This is a genomic window from Streptomyces sp. NPDC090442 (genome assembly GCF_044769405.1).
GTDB lineage: Bacteria > Actinomycetota > Actinomycetes > Streptomycetales > Streptomycetaceae > Streptomyces.
In genome coordinates this window covers 98,366-114,357 of sequence record NZ_JBIVXW010000031.1, presented here as the reverse complement: position 1 = coordinate 114,357, position 15,992 = coordinate 98,366, and the positions used below count along the sequence as shown (strand labels likewise).

The following is a 15,992-nucleotide window of genomic DNA, read 5'->3' as shown; positions in this document are numbered from 1 at the left end:
CCGGCTCCTTCCTCCTCATCGACCCCACCGACGGCACCACCCTCACCGCCGGCATGACCGGCACCGCCTTCACCACAACCACCGCACCCGCACCCAACGACACGACGGCCGACGAGGGATGGGACTTCTGACCATGCTCAGGGACGTGTTCTCGACCTTCGCGAAGGAAGGCGGCCGCGTGGGCAGCGGCGCGCTCGGCAGCGGGCAGGGCGGAGTCGGCCGATGTGCGCGCTGACCTCGATGCTCGACTCCATGCCCCCCACATCCTCCTTCCGAAGATCCACCATCTCGCCGGGCGCGCCTTAACGGGGCGCACACCGCCCCGGCCTTCCGAGAGGAACCCCCGCCGTGCCTGCCGTTCGTCACCGCCTCCTGGCGGCCGCCACCGCCGTCCCGTTGCTGACCGTCGCGCTGGGGGCCTGCGGCTACGGCTCCGAGGCCAAGAAGGACACCGCGGCCGCCGTCGCCCCGAAGGGACCGAAGATCGACGGCCTCGACTCGGTCAAGATCGGCTTCTTCGGTAACACCACCCACGCCACCCCGCTGATCGGGCTCCAGACGGGCCAGTTCCAGAAGGAACTGGGCGGCACGGCGGTGCGGTCCTCGGTCTTCAACGCCGGACCGGCGGAGATCGAGGCACTCAACTCCGGTGCCATCGACATCGGTTGGATCGGCCCCTCCCCCGCGATCAACGGCTATGTGAAGTCGCACGGCAAGAGCCTGAAGATCATCGCGGGTTCGGCCTCCGGCGGGGTCTCGCTGATCGTCAACCCCAAGAAGATCAGCGGTCTGGACGACCTCAGGGGCAAGACCATCGCCACCCCGCAACTGGGCAACACCCAGGACGTCGCCCTGCTCAACTACCTGGCCCAGAAGGGCTACAAGGTGGACGCCACCAGCGGCAAGGGCGATGTCACCGTCCAGCGCATCGACAACAAGGTGACCCCCACCGCCTTCCAGCAGGGCAGCATCGACGGCGCCTGGGTCCCCGAGCCCACCGCGTCCAAGCTGGTCGCCGCCGGTGGCAAGACGCTGCTGGACGAGAAGCGGCTGTGGAAGGACGGCAAGTTCGTCATCACCAACGTGATCGTCTCGCAGCGGTTCCTCAAGGAGCACCCGGAGGCGGTCGAGGCCGTGCTGCGCGCCTCGGTGAAGACCAACGCCTGGATCCGCTCGCACCCGGCCGAGGCGGTCAAGGCGCTCAACGAGAAGCTGGCCGACCCGTCGATCACCGGTAAGGCACTGCCGGCCGACATCATCGACCCGGCGTTCCAGAACGTCGACGTCACCGACGACCCGCTGGCCGCCACCCTCCAGGAAGAGGCGGACCACGCCGTCCAGGCGGGGCTCCTCAAGAAGCCCGACCTCAAGGGCATCTACGACCTCACCCTGTTGAACAAGGTGCTCAGGTCCGAGGGCAAGCCGCCGGCCGACGACGCCGGCCTCGGCGGCAACTGACCCCGGCCCCCCGATCTCCCAGGAGGTGACACCGATGACGACCAGCACGCTCACCAAGCCCGCCCCGGCGGACGCCGGCACCACCGGCCCGTACGCCGCTCGCATCCACCACGTCTCGAAATCGTTCGGCCGCCCCGGCGCGCAACAGCAGGTACTGGACGACATCAGCATCGACGTCGCCCCCGGCGAATTCGTCTGTCTCCTGGGGGCCTCGGGGTGCGGCAAGTCCACCCTGCTCAGCCTCGTGGCAGGTCTGGACAAGCCGACGGCCGGCAGCATCGAGGCGCCCGGCGGTCGGCCGGCGCTGATGTTCCAGGAGCACGCCCTGTTCCCGTGGCTGACCGCGGGCCGCAACATCGAACTGGCGCTGCGGCTGCGCGGGGTGCCGCGCGCGGAGCGCCGTGACGAGGCCGAGCGGCTGCTGGAACTCGTCCGGCTCAAGGGCGCGTACGGCAAGCGGGTGCACGAGCTGTCCGGCGGCATGCGACAGCGGGTGGCGATGGCCCGGGCGCTCGCCCAGGACAGCCAACTACTGCTGATGGACGAGCCGTTCGCCGCGCTCGACGCCATCACCCGCGATGTGCTGCACGACGAACTGACCCGGATCTGGCAGACCCAGAACAACAGCGGCTCCGCCGCGAACAGCCTCTCGGTGCTCTTCGTCACCCACAACGTCCGCGAGGCGGTGCGGCTCGGCGAGCGAGTCGTGCTGCTCTCCTCCCGCCCCGGACGGATCGCCCGGGAGTGGCGGGTGGACATCCCCCAACCGCGCCGCATCGAGGACGCCGCGGTCGCCGACCTTTCCGTCGAGATCACCGAACAGCTCCGTGGGGAGATCCGCCGCCATGGCCAGCACTGAGACCAGCACCACCTCCTCCGCGGAACAGCCCGCCGAGGACCCCGCAGGGCCAGCCGACGCCCCGGCCACGGAACCGACCCCGGCCGTGGCCACCACCTCGGACGCGACCCCGGCCACCGGCACGACTCCCGGCTCCTCGGCCAACTCCTCCGCTCCGAAGGCCGAGTTGGCGGCCGACGCCGCGAGCGGGCCCGAGGACGGCTCCATAGCCACCGCCACGGCCGCCGCCGCGACCGGCACGCCTGCCGGCGCCGGATCGCCCAACCCCGGCGCCGGCGATCTCGCCGGTCTGGAGGCCGGGCTCGACGCCCTGGACTCCACCGTGGTCTCCAGGCAGCCGTGGCTGCGTTCCGCGCTGTCAAAGGCGTTCCCTCCCCTCGTCGCGATCGTGATCGTGCTGGGCGTGTGGCAGCTCGCCTACCACTTCCAGCTCAAGCCGCACTACCTGTTGCCGAGCCCGCTCGACGTCTACCGCTCGCTCCAGCAGAAGTGGCTCGAAGGCACCCTGCTGAGCTTCGTGTGGACCAGCGTCTCCCGCGGCGCCCTGGGCTTCCTGGCGTCGGTCGTCATCGGCACCCTGCTCGGGCTGATCGTGGCCCGCATCAAGCCCGTGCGGGCCGCGATCGGGCCGATCCTGAGCGGGCTTCAGTCCCTCCCCTCCGTGGCGTGGGTCCCGGCGGCGATCATCTGGTTCGGGCTGAGCAACGCCACCATCTACGCGGTGGTGCTGCTCGGCGCCGTCCCGTCGATCGCCAACGGGCTGGTGTCCGGTGTCGACCAGATCTCCCCCCTCTTCCTCCGTGCCGGCCGCACCATCGGCGCGACCGGCCTGGCCGGCGTCCGTCATGTGCTGCTCCCCGCCGCGCTGCCCGGCTATCTCGCCGGCCTCAAGCAGGGCTGGGCGTTCTCCTGGCGGTCCCTGATGGCGGCCGAACTCATCGTCAACGCCCCCGACCTCGGCACCGGCCTGGGCCAGCTCCTGGAGCAGGGCCGGGAGTTGCAGGACATGTCCTGGGTCCTGGCCGCGATCCTGCTGATCCTGATCGTCGGCATCGGCATCGAGTTGCTGATCTTCGCTCCGATCGAGCGCCGGGTTCTGCGCAGCCGCGGCCTCCTCGTCAAGAACTGAAGCCCATGAGCACACGCCCCACTCTCCTCGTCATCGCCCACGGCAGCCGCGACCCCCGGCACGCCGCGACCGTCTCCGCGCTCTGCGCGCGGGCCCGGAAGCTGCGGCCCGAGCTGCGCGTGGAGGTCGGCCACCTCGACTTCAACGCGCCCCGGGTGCCCCGGGTGTTGGAGCGCCTCTCGGCCGACGGCGTACGGAACGTGGTGGCCCTTCCGCTCCTCCTCACCCGCGCCTTTCACGCGAAGTCCGATATCCCTGCGGTGCTGCACGAGGCCGCCGCGCGGCTGCCGCTGCTCTCCGTCCATCAGGCCGAGGTGCTCGGCCCCTCGTCCCTCCTCACCGGCGCCTTGGAACGCCGCTTGGCGGAGGCCGGGTTGCGACCCGGTGACCGTCGCTCGACCGGGGTCGTCCTGGCCTCGGCGGGCTCCTCAGACCCGGAGGCGATCGCAGTGATCGCTGACATCGCGCGGGAGTGGCGGCGCACCGCTGAGTGGTGTGCCGTGCGACCTGCGTTCGCCTCCGCATCCCTTCCCCGCACGGCCGACGCCGTGCGGGAACTGCGGGCCGAGGGTTGCAAGCGGGTGGCCGTCGCCCCGTACGTGATCGCGCCGGGCTTTCTGCCTGACCGGATCGCCGCCGGCGCCCGCGAGGCCCGCGCCGACATCCTCGCCCCGGTGCTCGGCGACGCCCCCGAACTGGCCCGCCTGCTGCTGCGCCGTTACGACCAGGCCGTACGGGCCCGCGCCCACGGCGACTTGACGACCGTGAGCGCCCTGACGGCCTGAGAGCCGGATGGCCGCGCACCACCCGCCGATCTGACGGCCTGACCGCTCGACGGCCCGACCGCCGGTCAGCCGGTCAGGCCGACACCCGGTCAGCCCGAGCACGATCGGTCGCGGGAGCAGCCGCACCGGTGGCGGCGACGGCTATCGCGGCGGCCTCACGGTCGGCCGCGACCGCGCTCGGTCAGGCCCGCGGTCGACCACACGCACCGTCGACCACGCCCACCGCCGGCCGTACCCCTGGCCCGCCCGGCTACGTCCCCACAGGCATCACCCCCCGATCCGTCCCCCGCCGCCCCGCCGGTGTGTCCGCGCGCCCCTTCTCGTAGACCGTGAGGCCCCGCGCCAAGTGCAGGGGCACCAACAGGAGTTCCACGACCATGGCCTTCCAGGCGTAGACGACGTTGACCGCCTTGGTGACATAGGCGCAGGGGATGTTGACCAACACGCCCGCCAGCGGGAGTTTTCGGCGGCGGGCGGCGTAGACCAGAGGTGCCACCGTCAACACGAGGTCGGTGCCGGCCCACCAAGCGGCCGCGGCCGGCGGCGAGGCCCCGGTGGCCATCGCGGCCACCAACGGCGTGGCCCACCACAGGGGTGCGGTGACGATCTCGAAGAGGGCGAGCAACACCCAGAGCGCCAGCAGGGGTTTGCGGACGACCAGCGGCCCGGCGTGCAGCCGGACGTTCTGGCAGAAGCCGGCCATCCAGCGCTTGACCTGTTTGCGGAAGTAGGTGAGGTTCTCCGGATCGGCGGCGAGGGCGACCGCTTCGGCGACGTAGACCGCGCGGCGGCCGGCGATCTGCTGGGACCACGTGTAGTCCATGTCCTCGACGATGGTCCGCTCGGGGAACCCGCCGAACGCCACCAGTGCCTCCCGCCGGAAGACCGAGCAGCAACCCGAGCACACCATGGGGCTGTTGGCGAGCGCCTGGATCGGCCTGTGGAAGTGGAAGCCGAGGAGGTACTCCGTGGAGCGGCCGCGCTCCCAGACCGTGCGGGTGTGCCGGGTGCGGACCATGCCGGCGGCGACCGCGACCCCGGGGTCGTCGAAGACCGGGAGGATGCGCTCGATGTAGTCGGGCGCGAGGACGGTGTCCGCGTCGACGGCCAGGACGAGATCGGTGGTGCACCGCGGGAGCGCGTGGTTCTGCGCCCTGGCCTTGCTCCCGAGGTTGCGCGGCGGGCGCAGCACCGTGGCACCGTGCGCGGCGGCTACCTCGCCGGTGCGGTCGGTGGAGGCGTCGTCGACGACCAGGATCCGGTCCGGCGGGACGGTTTGCCGGGCCAGGGATTCCAACGTGGCCGGCAGGCCCTCTTCTTCGTTGTGGGCCGGGACGATGACGGTGACGGTGTGCATGGTGGGCTTCCCCCTGTCCTGCGGACCGCGCCGACGACGACGCAGATCAGTCCGATGAATCCGTAGACGATGGTGCTGATGCCGAGGAACGGCGTGACTCCGTGCATGTCACTGACGGTAGCCACGCTCGGCCGCCTACGGTTTCGGAGAGCGCCTCCTGTGGATAACCCGGCGCGAGGGAAAGCGCGTTGAGGGGATGACAACGCGGCGACGCCGGCCGCCGCGCCCCGTGGGGGCGAGCGCGACGGCCGGCGTGCGGTTCCGGATGACCCGGTGGACTACTTCACGATCTTCAGCAGCTTGTTGGGCGTGCCCTGGCCCGGGTTGCTGATCTTGTCGGGCGTGGCGCCGTCGGTCAGCGCCTTCTCCACGTCGGCCGGCTTGGCGTCCTTGTGGTCGGCCAGGTAGAGCGCGGCCGCACCGACGACGTGCGGGGTGGCCATCGACGTACCGGAGATGGTCTTGGTGGCGTCGTCGCTGCTGTTCCAGTCCGACGTGATGTCGGAGCCGGGAGCGTAGAGGTCCACGACGCTGCCGTAGTTGGAGAAGTCGGACTGCTGGTCGTCCTTGGTGCTGGAGGCCACGGTGATGGCCTCCTTGACGCGCGCCGGGGAGCTCTGGCCGGCGTCGGTGGACTCGTTGCCGGCCGCGACACCGAAGGTGACACCGGAGTCGATGGCCTTCTTCACGGCCGCGTCGAGCGCCTCGTCGGCACCGCCGCCGAGCGACATGTTGGCGACCGAGGGGCCCTTGTGGTTCTTGGTGACCCAGTCGATGCCCGCGACGACCTGCTCGGTGGAGCCGGAGCCCTGCCCGTCGAGCACCTTGACGGCGACCAGCTTGACCTTCTTGGCGACGCCGTAGGCGGTGCCGCCGATGGTGCCGGAGACGTGGGTGCCGTGGCCGTTGTCGTCCTCGGCCTTGTTGCTGTTGTCGATGGCGTTGAAGCCGTACGACGCGCGGCCACCGAAGTCCTTGTGGCTGATGTGGATGCCGGTGTCGATGACGTAGGCGGTGACGCCCTCGCCCGCGCTGTCCGGGTAGTTGTACTTGCCGTCGCCCTTGGTGTCGGTCTGGTCGATCCGGTCCAGGCCCCACGACGGCGGGTTCTCCTGGGTGCCGTCGATGTGGAACGTGTGGTTCTGGACGACCTTGTCGACGGCCGGGTCGGCGGCGAGGCGCTTGGCGTCCTCGGCGGACAGACCGGAGGTCGAGAAGCCGTCGATGGCGGAGGTGAAGGTCCGCTTGACCTTGCCGCCGTACTTGGCGGCCAGGTCGCCGCTCTCCGCGGCGTGCATCGCGGCGGACTTCTTCAGCAGCACGATGTAGCTGCCCTTGACGGCGCCCTTGGCGTCGGCGCCGTAGATCTTGCCCTCGGCGGCGGGCGACGCGCCCGCGGTGACCGCGGTGACGGCGGCGATACCAGTGGCGGCCACCGCGGCGGATATCGCCGTGATGAGCCGCTTCTTGCTGGAACGCTTATGAGCCATGGCGAGGGTTCTCCTCGTTCGTGGTGTGGGGGGAAGCGTTGCGTAAACAGCCCGAAGGGAACGGAACGGCTCCGCCTCGGACTGGTTCGAAACCTTGTCGGATTGACGAGTGCAATTCAAGGCCAGCCGGGCCGTGTGAGATTCGCAACAACCCTGCAAAAATGCAAAACGGTCTAGAACTGACCAAAAAGAACGAGGAGTTGACACATTGCATCGCAATGCCGTTCACGTTTACGCAATGAAGGGGGACAGCTGACGAACCGTTTGCACGTTCAACTGTCCCCCTGTGGCAGGCTCGCGCCCCGCAAGACGCCTACCGGCGGTTACCGCGCCGGAAGTTGCGCCTCGACGAGGTCCGCGGCCCGCCGACTACCGCCCTCCTCGGCAATCTCCGCACGGATCCGGCGGAGCGCCCCGGCCACGTCGGGGTCGTCGACCAGCGAGCCCACCGCCTCCGCCAGCGCCTCGGCCGTCACCTCCCCCTTGGCCAACTGTCGTGCCACGCCGAGGGATTGCAGCGTCTCGGCGTTCATGAACTGGTCGGCGGCCTGCGGGACGCACACCATGGGCACCCCGTTCGCCAGCCCCTCCTGACTGCCACCCATCCCGGCGTGGGTGACGAACACGTCCGCCTGCCGGAGGATCGCCAACTGCGGGACCCAGGCGTGCACTTCGACATTGTCCGGCACCTCGCCGAGCACCGCCGGGTCGGTGAACTTCCCTATCTGCAGCACCACATGCCACTCCGGCCGCCCGCCGAACGCCTCGATGGTGGCGCGGTAGACGTCCGGTGCGTCGGTGAACACCGACCCCATGGACACCAGGAGCACCTTGGCGTCCGGCCCGAGACCGGCCGGCCGCCGCCAGTCGCCCTGCGCGGCACGGTCGCCCTGGCAGGAGCCGACGAAGGTGAAGATCGATCCGTCGACCCGGTCGGCGTGCGGCTGCATGGCTCGCGGGATCAGGACCAGGGCGCGGGCTGGCCGGCCGGCCAGCAGGTCGGGTTCGACGTCCGTCATGCCGTGCTCGTCCAACCAGGCCCGGAAGCGGGCGTAGTAGGCGCGGCCGCGCTCGGTGCGCGCGATCTCCTCCCGCATCGCTTTGCCGAACTCCTCCTCGTAGCCGTCCCAGCCGACGATGTGCGGGGTCAACTGGATCGCCGGGACCCCCCACCGGCGGGCGAGCAACGGGGCCGGGAACGAGGCGCTGTCATGGAGGACGAGGTCCGGGGCGTCGTCCTCGTAGGCGGCGGCGAGTTGCGGCAGCGCCTGGACGGCATCGTCGAGGAACGGTTCGAGGTGGTCGAGGAGTTCGGTGCCCCAGGCTTCCGGGTTGTCGTCGGTGGGCAGGACGGAGGTCCACGGTCGAGGCTCCGCCCCGGTGGCGGCGACGAGGTCCGCGAAGGCGGCCGGGACGGCGTAGGTGACGCGGTGCCCGCGGTCGACCAGTTCGCGGATGACGTCGAGGTTCGGCTGGACGTGGCCGTGCGCCGGGATGCTGAACATGGCGAGGTGCAAGGGGTGCTGGGGCATGCCCAGGACCCTAGACGAGACGATACGTATCGTGCAAGGTAGAAATTGCGCCGTCCCCTGTCGATACGGGAGCCAACTCCCCTGCCGGGCAGCGCCGTTCCGGTACCGGTCGGCCGCGCCCGTCGACGGTTCCGGGCACCTGCAAGACTGGGCGCGAGACCGCACCGCAGGAGGCCGCCCGATGATCGAAACCAGCCCCGCCTTCACCGAGGCGCGCGCGCGTGACGTGCTGGCCGCGGCCGGGCACGCCGGCGCGGCGGCGGACGCCCGGCTCCTCGCGCTCGGCGAGAACGCCGTCTTCGCCCTGGACGACCGCGGACCGGTCGTACGGGTGGGCCGCAGCCCCGAGTTGCTGCCGCGCGCCGAGCGCGAACTGGCCGTCGCCCAGTGGCTGGCGGCCGAGGGGGTGCCGGCGGTGCGGGCCGCGGAGCCGGCCGCCCGGCTCGTCGACGGGCACCCCGTGACCTACTGGCAACGGCTCCCGGAGGCCGTCCGGCCGGCCGGGCCGCAGGACCTCGCCGCGCTGCTGAAGCTGGTCCACGCGCTGCCCGAGCCGCCCTTCGCGCTCCCCCGGCGCGAGCTGCTGGGCGGCGTGGAGCGCTGGCTGCGGCTGGCCGGCGACGCGGTGGCGCCGTCGGACGCGGAGTATCTGCGCGGGCGCCGGGACGCGTTCGCGCTGGCCGCCACAGCGCTGGAGCCGCATCTGCCGCGCGGGCCGATCCACGGCGACGCGCTGCCCCGCAACGTCCATGTCGGGCCCGAGGGGCCGGTGTTGGTCGACCTGGAGACCTTCTCCTCGGACCTGCGCGAGCACGACCTGGTCGTGCTCGCGCTGAGCCGGGACCGCTACGGCCTGGGCGCGGACGCCTACGACGCCTTCGTGTCGGTGTACGGCTGGGACGTCAGGGACTGGGAGGGGTGCGCGGTGCTGCGCGGCTCCCGGGAGACGGCGAGCTGCGCCTGGGTCTCCCAGCACGCCCCCGGAAACCCGGCGGCCCTGAAGGAGTTCCGGCGCCGGATCGCCTCGCTACGGGAGAAGGACGCGGCGGTGCGCTGGTATCCGTTCTGACCGCGCGCCACGGCCGCCGGCCCCGCAGGGCGGGCCCCGTCAGCGCTGATACGGGATCAGCGGCCAGGCCGGCTCGACTATCGCCTCGGGATTGCCGGAGCGGCGCAGATACGCCTGGAACGAGGCGGCCTGCTCCGCCGCCGCCTGCTCCTGGAGGGCGTGCAGGTCGCGCGGGGCGGGCAGGGCGACGGTCGGGTACTCCTCGCCGATGCGGCGGGCGACGCCGGCGGCGGCCGCCGCGTCGGCGCCCGCCTCGTGCGCGCCGTCCAGCGGCACGCCGTAGTGCCAACAGAGCGCCTGGAGGGCGCGCTTGCCCTTGCGGTAGCGGTCCACGTGCTTGTCGAGGACGAGCGGGTCGATGACCGGGGCGGGCGGGTGGCCCAGGCGCTCGGTCAGGGTGGGCACGCCGTGGCGGCGGCACTCGCGGTCGAGGAGCGAGAGGTCGTAGCGGGCGTTCATCACCACCAGCGGGAGGTCCGCGCGCAGGGCCTCGGCCAGCGCCTCGGTGATCTCCGCTATCGCGCCGGCGGGCGGACGGCCATGACTCTGGACATATGCGGTCGTAATGCCATGAATCTCCGCCGCTTCCTCGGGAATCGGCACGCCCGGATCGAGCAGCCAGGACTGCCGCCCGGCCACCGTGCCGTCCCCCTCCAGCCGGATCAGCGCGGCCGTGACGATGCGGTCCTGCTCGACGTCGGTGCCCGTGGTCTCCAGGTCGAAACTGACCAACAGCTCCTGATGCCAGCTCATGCCGCCTCCTTCGGTGGTACTCCCCCGTGATGTGACCAACTCTCCCACGCACCACTGACAGCGGGCCGGCCCGCCCGGCGCCGGCCGCCCGGACCGGATCAGGAGACCGGTCGGGAGTCGGCCCAGACGCTCTCGAACTCCTCGCGGTAGATCTCGAAGAGCCCGTGATCACCGTCGCGGACGTCCTGCCGGACCACCTCGCGGCCGCCGCCGCGCAGCACGAACACCGGCGACTCCATGCCGCGGCTCTTGCGGAGGTAGGGCTGAATCACGGCTATCCCGTCCGGCCCGTCGCCGTCGACCAGGTACGCGGTGAAGCGCGGGGTCTCGTCGAAGACCTGGATCTCGAAGGCACCGGGGTCCCGCAGACGGGCCCGGACCCGCCGCATGTGCAGGATGTTCATCTCGATGGAGCGGCTCATCTCGCCCTTCTTGAGGCCGATTTCGCGCTCCCGGCGGCGGACCGCGCTGCTGGCCGGGTTGAGGAAGAGGAGGCGGACCCGGCAGCCGGATTCGGCGAGCCGCACCAGGCGGCGGCCGGAGTAGTTCTGCACCAGGAGGTTGAGTCCTATGCCCACCGCGTCGAGGCGGCGGGCGTCGCCGAAGAGGTCCTCGGCGGGCAACTGGCGCTGCAGCCGGACCCGGTCGGGGTGCACCCCGACGACGTCGGCGTAGCGGTCGCCGACGAGGTCCTCGACGGCGTCGATCGGCAGCCGCCCGGAAATACGGGTGCCGGCTCCGGAGCCGAGGATGTCCAGGAGCCGGGCGGAGGCCCGTTCGGCCTGGGCCAGGACGGTCTCGGACAGCGCGCGGTTCCGGGAGACGATGTTGCGGGCCACCTCCAACTCGTCGAGGACCAGCTCGACCTCGCGGCGGTCGTCCACGTAGGGCTCGAAGCACGGCCAGTGCTGGACCATCAGCTCGCGCAACTGCGGCAGGGTCAGGAAGCTGACGATGTTGTCGTCGGCCGGGTCGAGGAGATAGCCCTTGCGGCGGCTGACCTCGCGGACCGCGACGGCCCGCTGGACCCACTCCTGGCCCGCCGGCCCGGCGGCCGCGATGACCCACTCGTCGCCGTGCACCGGCTCGTAGATGGGGCGCAGGACGGCCGCGACGACGGCCCGTAGGCGCTGCTCGACGAGATTCAGCCAGATATAGGCGCGTCCGGCCCGGCGGGCCCGGGTGCGCACCTCGCTCCAGGCGTCGGCGCCCCAGTCCAGTTCGGCGCCGATCTCCAGCGGTCGGGCCAGGGACACCGTGCCGGGCGGCGCATCAACGGAGCCGCCCTCGTGACCCTCGTGACTCTCGTCACCAGGGGGCAACTCCAGCCCGCCGCTCACCTGCCACCGCCTTCCGAACCCCCGTGCCAACGATCAAGGCAGACTACTGCGGCGCGGGGGGCGGTGCAGCAGGATGGATCGAGTCGGTTGCCAACTCCCCTTGTCCATACTGCCGGTTGTGCACGCGGAGCGTGGCCGGAGTGAGCGGTTTCATAGCCGCGAGAGGGGCGGCGAACCGATTCCGGCCCACGCGATGGGGTGTTCCGGCGGCGGCCCGTTGACACCGCCCCCGGAGGCCCGCCCGGGGGCGGGTTCGCCGATTGGCCGGGTTTTCCCTGGTGAACTGCGCACATTTGAGGTAGTCCGTCGAGGAGAAGCCACTTCCGGGATCGACCCGCCGTCTCGCCGTCCGCGGGCGGCCGCCCGTGCCACCCGTCCACCCCCGATCGGCTCACGGTACGACTATCCGACATCGTCGAAGACGAACCACCATTCAGCGGAGTTCACGCGAAAATCTCCCGCTATCCGGCAAGTTGGGACACGTTGGGGAAAGGATTCCGATTCGGTCCGCGGACATGTGTCGTGGAATCGCCGCCGCCCCGTAGAGAAAGTGGAAGAGACTACGCATGCAGGTCTGGCCGGGACAGATGTATCCGTTGGGTGCCACCTACGACGGTGCGGGCACCAACTTCGCGGTGTTCTCCGAAGCCGCCACGCGCATCGAACTGTGTCTGTTGCACGACGACGGGTCGGAGACCGCCGTCGAGCTGCGCGAGTCCGACGCCTTCGTGCGGCACGCGTATCTGCCGGGGGTGATGCCCGGGCAGCGCTACGGCTTCCGGGCGCACGGCCCCTACGAGCCCGAGCACGGGCACCGCTGCAACTCCGCCAAGCTGCTGCTCGACCCCTACGCGCGGGCGATGAGCGGCGTGATCGACTGGGACGAGGCGGTCTACGGCTACCGCTTCGGCCGTCCCGAGGTGCGCAACGACCTCGACTCGGCGCCGCACACCATGGCGTCGGTGGTGGTCAACCCGTACTTCGACTGGGGCGACGACCGCCCGCCGCGGACCGCCTACCACGAGACGGTGCTCTACGAGGCGCATGTCAAGGGCCTGACGATGCGCCACCCCGAGCTCCCGGAGGAGCTGCGCGGCACCTACGCGGCGCTGGCGCACCCGGCGATCATCGACCACCTGACGAAGCTGGGGGTCACGGCGCTGGAGCTGATGCCGGTGCACCAGTTCGTCCAGGACCACCGGCTGGTGGACGCGGGGCTGACCAACTACTGGGGCTACAACACCATCGGGTTCTTCGCACCGCACAACGCGTACGCGTCCTGGGGGGACCGCGGGCAGCAGGTGCTGGAGTTCAAGACCGCGGTCCGGGCGCTGCACCGCGCGGGCATCGAGGTCATCCTCGACGTCGTCTACAACCACACCGCCGAGGGCAGCCACCTGGGGCCGACGCTCTCCTTCCGGGGGCTGGACAACGCCTCGTACTACCGGCTGTCGGACGACCGGCGCTACTACATGGACACCACCGGCACCGGCAACTCCCTGTTGATGCGCAGCCCGCACGTGCTCCAACTGGTGATGGACTCGCTGCGCTACTGGGTGCAGGAGATGCGCGTCGACGGGTTCCGGTTCGACCTGGCGGCGACGCTGGCCCGGCAGTTCCACGAGGTGGACCGGCTGTCGTCGTTCTTCGACCTGGTGCACCAGGACCCGGTGGTCAGCCAGGTGAAGCTGATCGCCGAGCCGTGGGACGTCGGGGAGGGCGGCTACCAGGTGGGCAACTTCCCGCCGCTGTGGACGGAGTGGAACGGCAAGTACCGGGACACCGTACGGGACCTGTGGCGCGGGGAGCCGCGCACCCTGGCGGACTTCGGCTCCCGGTTGACCGGCTCGTCGGACCTCTACCAGGAGGACGGGCGGCGGCCGCTCGCCTCGGTCAACTTCGTCACCTGCCACGACGGTTTCACCCTGCGCGACCTGGTCTCGTACAACGACAAGCACAACGAGGCCAACGGCGAGGACAACCGGGACGGCGAGCGCTTCAACCGGTCGTGGAACTCCGGGGCGGAGGGGCCGACCGACGACGCGTCGGTGCGCCGGCTGCGGCTGCGGCAGATGCGGAACTTCCTGGCGACGCTGATGCTGTCGCAGGGCGTGCCGATGCTCAGCCACGGCGACGAGTTCGGGCGCAGCCAGCGCGGCAACAACAACGCGTACTGCCAGGACAACGAGCTGACCTGGGTGCGATGGCCGGAGCGGCGGCCGGCGACCGAGGGCGAGGGGCCAGACGGCGACCGGGAGGGCGCGACGGACGGGGCCGGTGGGGCGGCGCGCACGTCGGGGGCGACCGAACGGGAGGAGGAGCGGGCGATGCTGGCGTTCGCCCGGCAGATGGTGTGGCTGCGGCGGGACCATCCGGTGTTCCGTAGGCGGCGGTTCTTCCAGGGGCACCCGATGGAGGGCACCCACGACGAGCTGTCCGACATCGCGTGGTTCACCGCGGCCGGCACGGAGATGGGGACACGCGACTGGCAGTCGGTGCACGCCAAGTCGCTGACGGTGTTCCTCAACGGGAGCTCGATCTCCGAACCGGGGCCGCGCGGCGAGCCGGTGACCGACGACTCGTTCCTGCTGGTGTTCAACGCCCATGACCAGGAACAGGAGTTCACGGTTCCGGAACACCTGGGGCGGCAGTGGCAGGTGGTGGTGGACACCGACCGGCCGCAGGCGCCGGCGGAGGGCCAGGGCGCCAAGGTCAAGGGCGGCGATCGGCTGACACTGATCGGACGGAGCCTGATGGTGCTCCAGCGGCCGGCCTGAGCACCCCCGGGGAGGGCCGCCGCGTCAGGGGGTCAACGCCCTTGCGGCGTCAGGCCGTCGGGGTGCGGGTCCGCCGCCGCTCCCCGATCGGGAGGGGCGGTGCGTACGGGGGCGGTGGGCCGGGAGCCGGCGCGCGTGAGGAGGGCGACGGCGAGGATCAGCACCGCGGCGCCGACCGCGACCGCGAAGGCGGCGGACGGGCCGTACGCGTCGGCGAGCCGCCCGGACAGGGCCAGCGCCAGGGCCTGGCCGCCGACCACCGCACTGGTCAGGAACGCCATCGACTCGGCCAGCCGGGTGGCCGGCACCAGCCGTTCGGTCAGCCCGAAGAGCGTGATCAGATGCGGCGCGAAGGCCACCCCGAGCACCACCACGACCAGGTAGAGCGCCCCCATGGAGCGGACGAGGAGCAGCGGCGCGGAGAGCACGATGAGCGCGGCGGCGGCCGCCCGCCAACGGGCCGGCAGGCCGATCCGGGCCGGCACCAGAGCCAGCGAGAACCCGGCGACGGCACTCATCACACCCATCGCCGCGTACACCAGGCCGGCTTGGGCAGGCTGGTGGAGGCGTTCGGTGAGCGCGGCGATGCCGGCCTGGCAGGCGCCGAACATGGCGCCCTGGAGGGCCGTGGAGAGCCGCATGGCGTGCACGGCGCGCGGCGTTCGCACGCGGGCCGCACGCGGCGGCCGAGGGGCCCTGCGGGCGCGGTCCGCGGCCGGCCCGGCGGCCACCGCGGTCGGGTGCAGGGCGAACGCCGAGCCGCAGACCGCCAACAGCACCGCGGCCAGCGCCAGCGCCACCGCCGGATGCGCCACCGAGGCGGCCACCCCCACCAGCGCCGGGCCGAGCACGAACGACACCTCGTCCAAGGTGCCCTCGAAGGACAGCGCGGCGCTCACCACCCGGTCGTCGGCCGCCGCGTGGTGCGCCAGGGCGACCAACCGGGTGCGGGCCAGCGGTCCGACCTGGGGGACGCTCGCCCCGGCCAACAGGCCGATCAGGGCGAGCGGCGGGGTCGCCATCCGGGCCAGCGACGCGGCCACCAGGGCGGCCACCGCGAGGGCGTTGAGCCAGCAGCAGACCAGCACCACCGGACGCTGCCCGTGCCGGTCGGCGAGCCGCCCGGTCAGCGGTCCGGCGACCGTCTGACCGGCCGCCAGGGCGCCGCCCACCAGGCCCGCGGTGGTGAGCGAACCGCTCGTCTCGGCCACCAACAGCACGCTGCCGAGCTGGCACATGGCGGTCGGCAGCCGCCCCAGGAAGGAGACCACGGGCAGCAGGGGCCCGCCCAGGGCGAGCACCCGGCGGTAGGTGGCGGCGGCAGCGGTCATCACAAGAAGCTATCCGCCCCACCGGCACGATCCGTACCGGCGGTACGTACGAAGCGATGCCCCGGACCGGCCCGGCCGTTCGGACGAAGGCACGACGGACGGGGCGGCCCGG

Annotated in this window: 12 protein-coding genes; 6 read left to right on the top strand and 6 right to left on the bottom strand. The window is 71.6% G+C overall.

Annotated elements, in window-relative coordinates; all coding sequences use genetic code 11:
* The first annotated feature begins 348 nt into the window (after positions 1-348).
* The 4 genes from ACIQU6_RS22540 to ACIQU6_RS22525 are packed head-to-tail and all read left to right on the top strand — an operon-like array spanning position 349 to position 4,231.
* Positions 349-1,458 carry an aliphatic sulfonate ABC transporter substrate-binding protein gene (locus ACIQU6_RS22540; protein ID WP_403483445.1) on the top strand — a complete coding sequence of 370 codons (1,110 nt, stop codon included), beginning with the start codon at positions 349-351 and terminating at the stop codon, positions 1,456-1,458.
* Positions 1,459-1,492: 34 nt separating this feature from the next.
* Positions 1,493-2,317 carry an ABC transporter ATP-binding protein gene (locus ACIQU6_RS22535; RefSeq protein WP_403483444.1) on the top strand — a complete coding sequence of 275 codons (825 nt, stop codon included), beginning with the start codon at positions 1,493-1,495 and terminating at the stop codon, positions 2,315-2,317.
* Positions 2,304-3,446, top strand: a complete 1,143-nt coding sequence (locus tag ACIQU6_RS22530; protein ID WP_403483443.1) for an ABC transporter permease subunit — start codon at positions 2,304-2,306, stop codon at positions 3,444-3,446. The genes ACIQU6_RS22535 and ACIQU6_RS22530 overlap by 14 nt, the downstream gene beginning before the upstream one ends.
* Before the next feature lie 5 nt (positions 3,447-3,451).
* Entirely contained in the window at positions 3,452-4,231 is a 780-nt protein-coding gene (locus ACIQU6_RS22525; protein ID WP_403483442.1) for a sirohydrochlorin chelatase, read from the top strand.
* A gap of 250 nt (positions 4,232-4,481) precedes the next feature.
* On the opposite strand, the gene ACIQU6_RS22520 is transcribed toward ACIQU6_RS22525, so the two are convergent.
* From ACIQU6_RS22520 to ACIQU6_RS22510, 3 genes are all read right to left on the bottom strand, one after another.
* Positions 4,482-5,588, bottom strand: a complete 1,107-nt coding sequence (locus ACIQU6_RS22520) for a glycosyltransferase family 2 protein (RefSeq protein ID WP_403483441.1) — start codon at positions 5,586-5,588, stop codon at positions 4,482-4,484.
* Positions 5,589-5,866: 278 nt separating this feature from the next.
* Entirely contained in the window at positions 5,867-7,078 is a 1,212-nt protein-coding gene (locus ACIQU6_RS22515) for a S8 family peptidase (RefSeq protein ID WP_403483440.1), read from the bottom strand.
* A gap of 323 nt (positions 7,079-7,401) precedes the next feature.
* Positions 7,402-8,610, bottom strand: a complete 1,209-nt coding sequence (locus ACIQU6_RS22510; RefSeq protein ID WP_403483439.1) for a macrolide family glycosyltransferase — start codon at positions 8,608-8,610, stop codon at positions 7,402-7,404.
* Positions 8,611-8,791: 181 nt separating this feature from the next.
* On the opposite strand from ACIQU6_RS22510, the gene ACIQU6_RS22505 reads away from it, so the two are divergent.
* On the top strand, positions 8,792-9,679 hold the full coding sequence (locus tag ACIQU6_RS22505) for an aminoglycoside phosphotransferase family protein (protein ID WP_403483438.1): 888 nt from the start codon (positions 8,792-8,794) through the stop codon (positions 9,677-9,679).
* Positions 9,680-9,718: 39 nt separating this feature from the next.
* Here the strand turns inward: ACIQU6_RS22505 and ACIQU6_RS22500 are convergent, their stop codons facing one another.
* Both ACIQU6_RS22500 and ACIQU6_RS22495 read right to left on the bottom strand, forming a co-directional pair.
* Positions 9,719-10,432: an exonuclease domain-containing protein gene (locus tag ACIQU6_RS22500; RefSeq protein WP_403483437.1), complete on the bottom strand. Its 714-nt coding sequence runs from the start codon at positions 10,430-10,432 to the stop codon at positions 9,719-9,721.
* 98 nt (positions 10,433-10,530) lie between these two features.
* Complete coding sequence (locus ACIQU6_RS22495) at positions 10,531-11,772, bottom strand: SAV2148 family HEPN domain-containing protein (RefSeq protein ID WP_403483436.1); 1,242 nt, start codon at positions 11,770-11,772, stop codon at positions 10,531-10,533.
* 566 nt (positions 11,773-12,338) lie between these two features.
* On the opposite strand from ACIQU6_RS22495, the gene glgX reads away from it, so the two are divergent.
* Positions 12,339-14,549 (top strand): glycogen debranching protein GlgX, encoded by a 2,211-nt coding sequence (gene glgX / locus ACIQU6_RS22490; RefSeq protein WP_403483435.1) that lies wholly within the window; start codon positions 12,339-12,341, stop codon positions 14,547-14,549.
* 32 nt (positions 14,550-14,581) lie between these two features.
* On the opposite strand, the gene ACIQU6_RS22485 is transcribed toward glgX, so the two are convergent.
* The gene (locus tag ACIQU6_RS22485; protein WP_403483434.1) at positions 14,582-15,880 is read right to left on the bottom strand and encodes an MFS transporter; all 1,299 of its coding nucleotides are present in this window, start codon (positions 15,878-15,880) and stop codon (positions 14,582-14,584) included.
* Between the last annotated feature and the right edge of the window lie 112 nt (positions 15,881-15,992).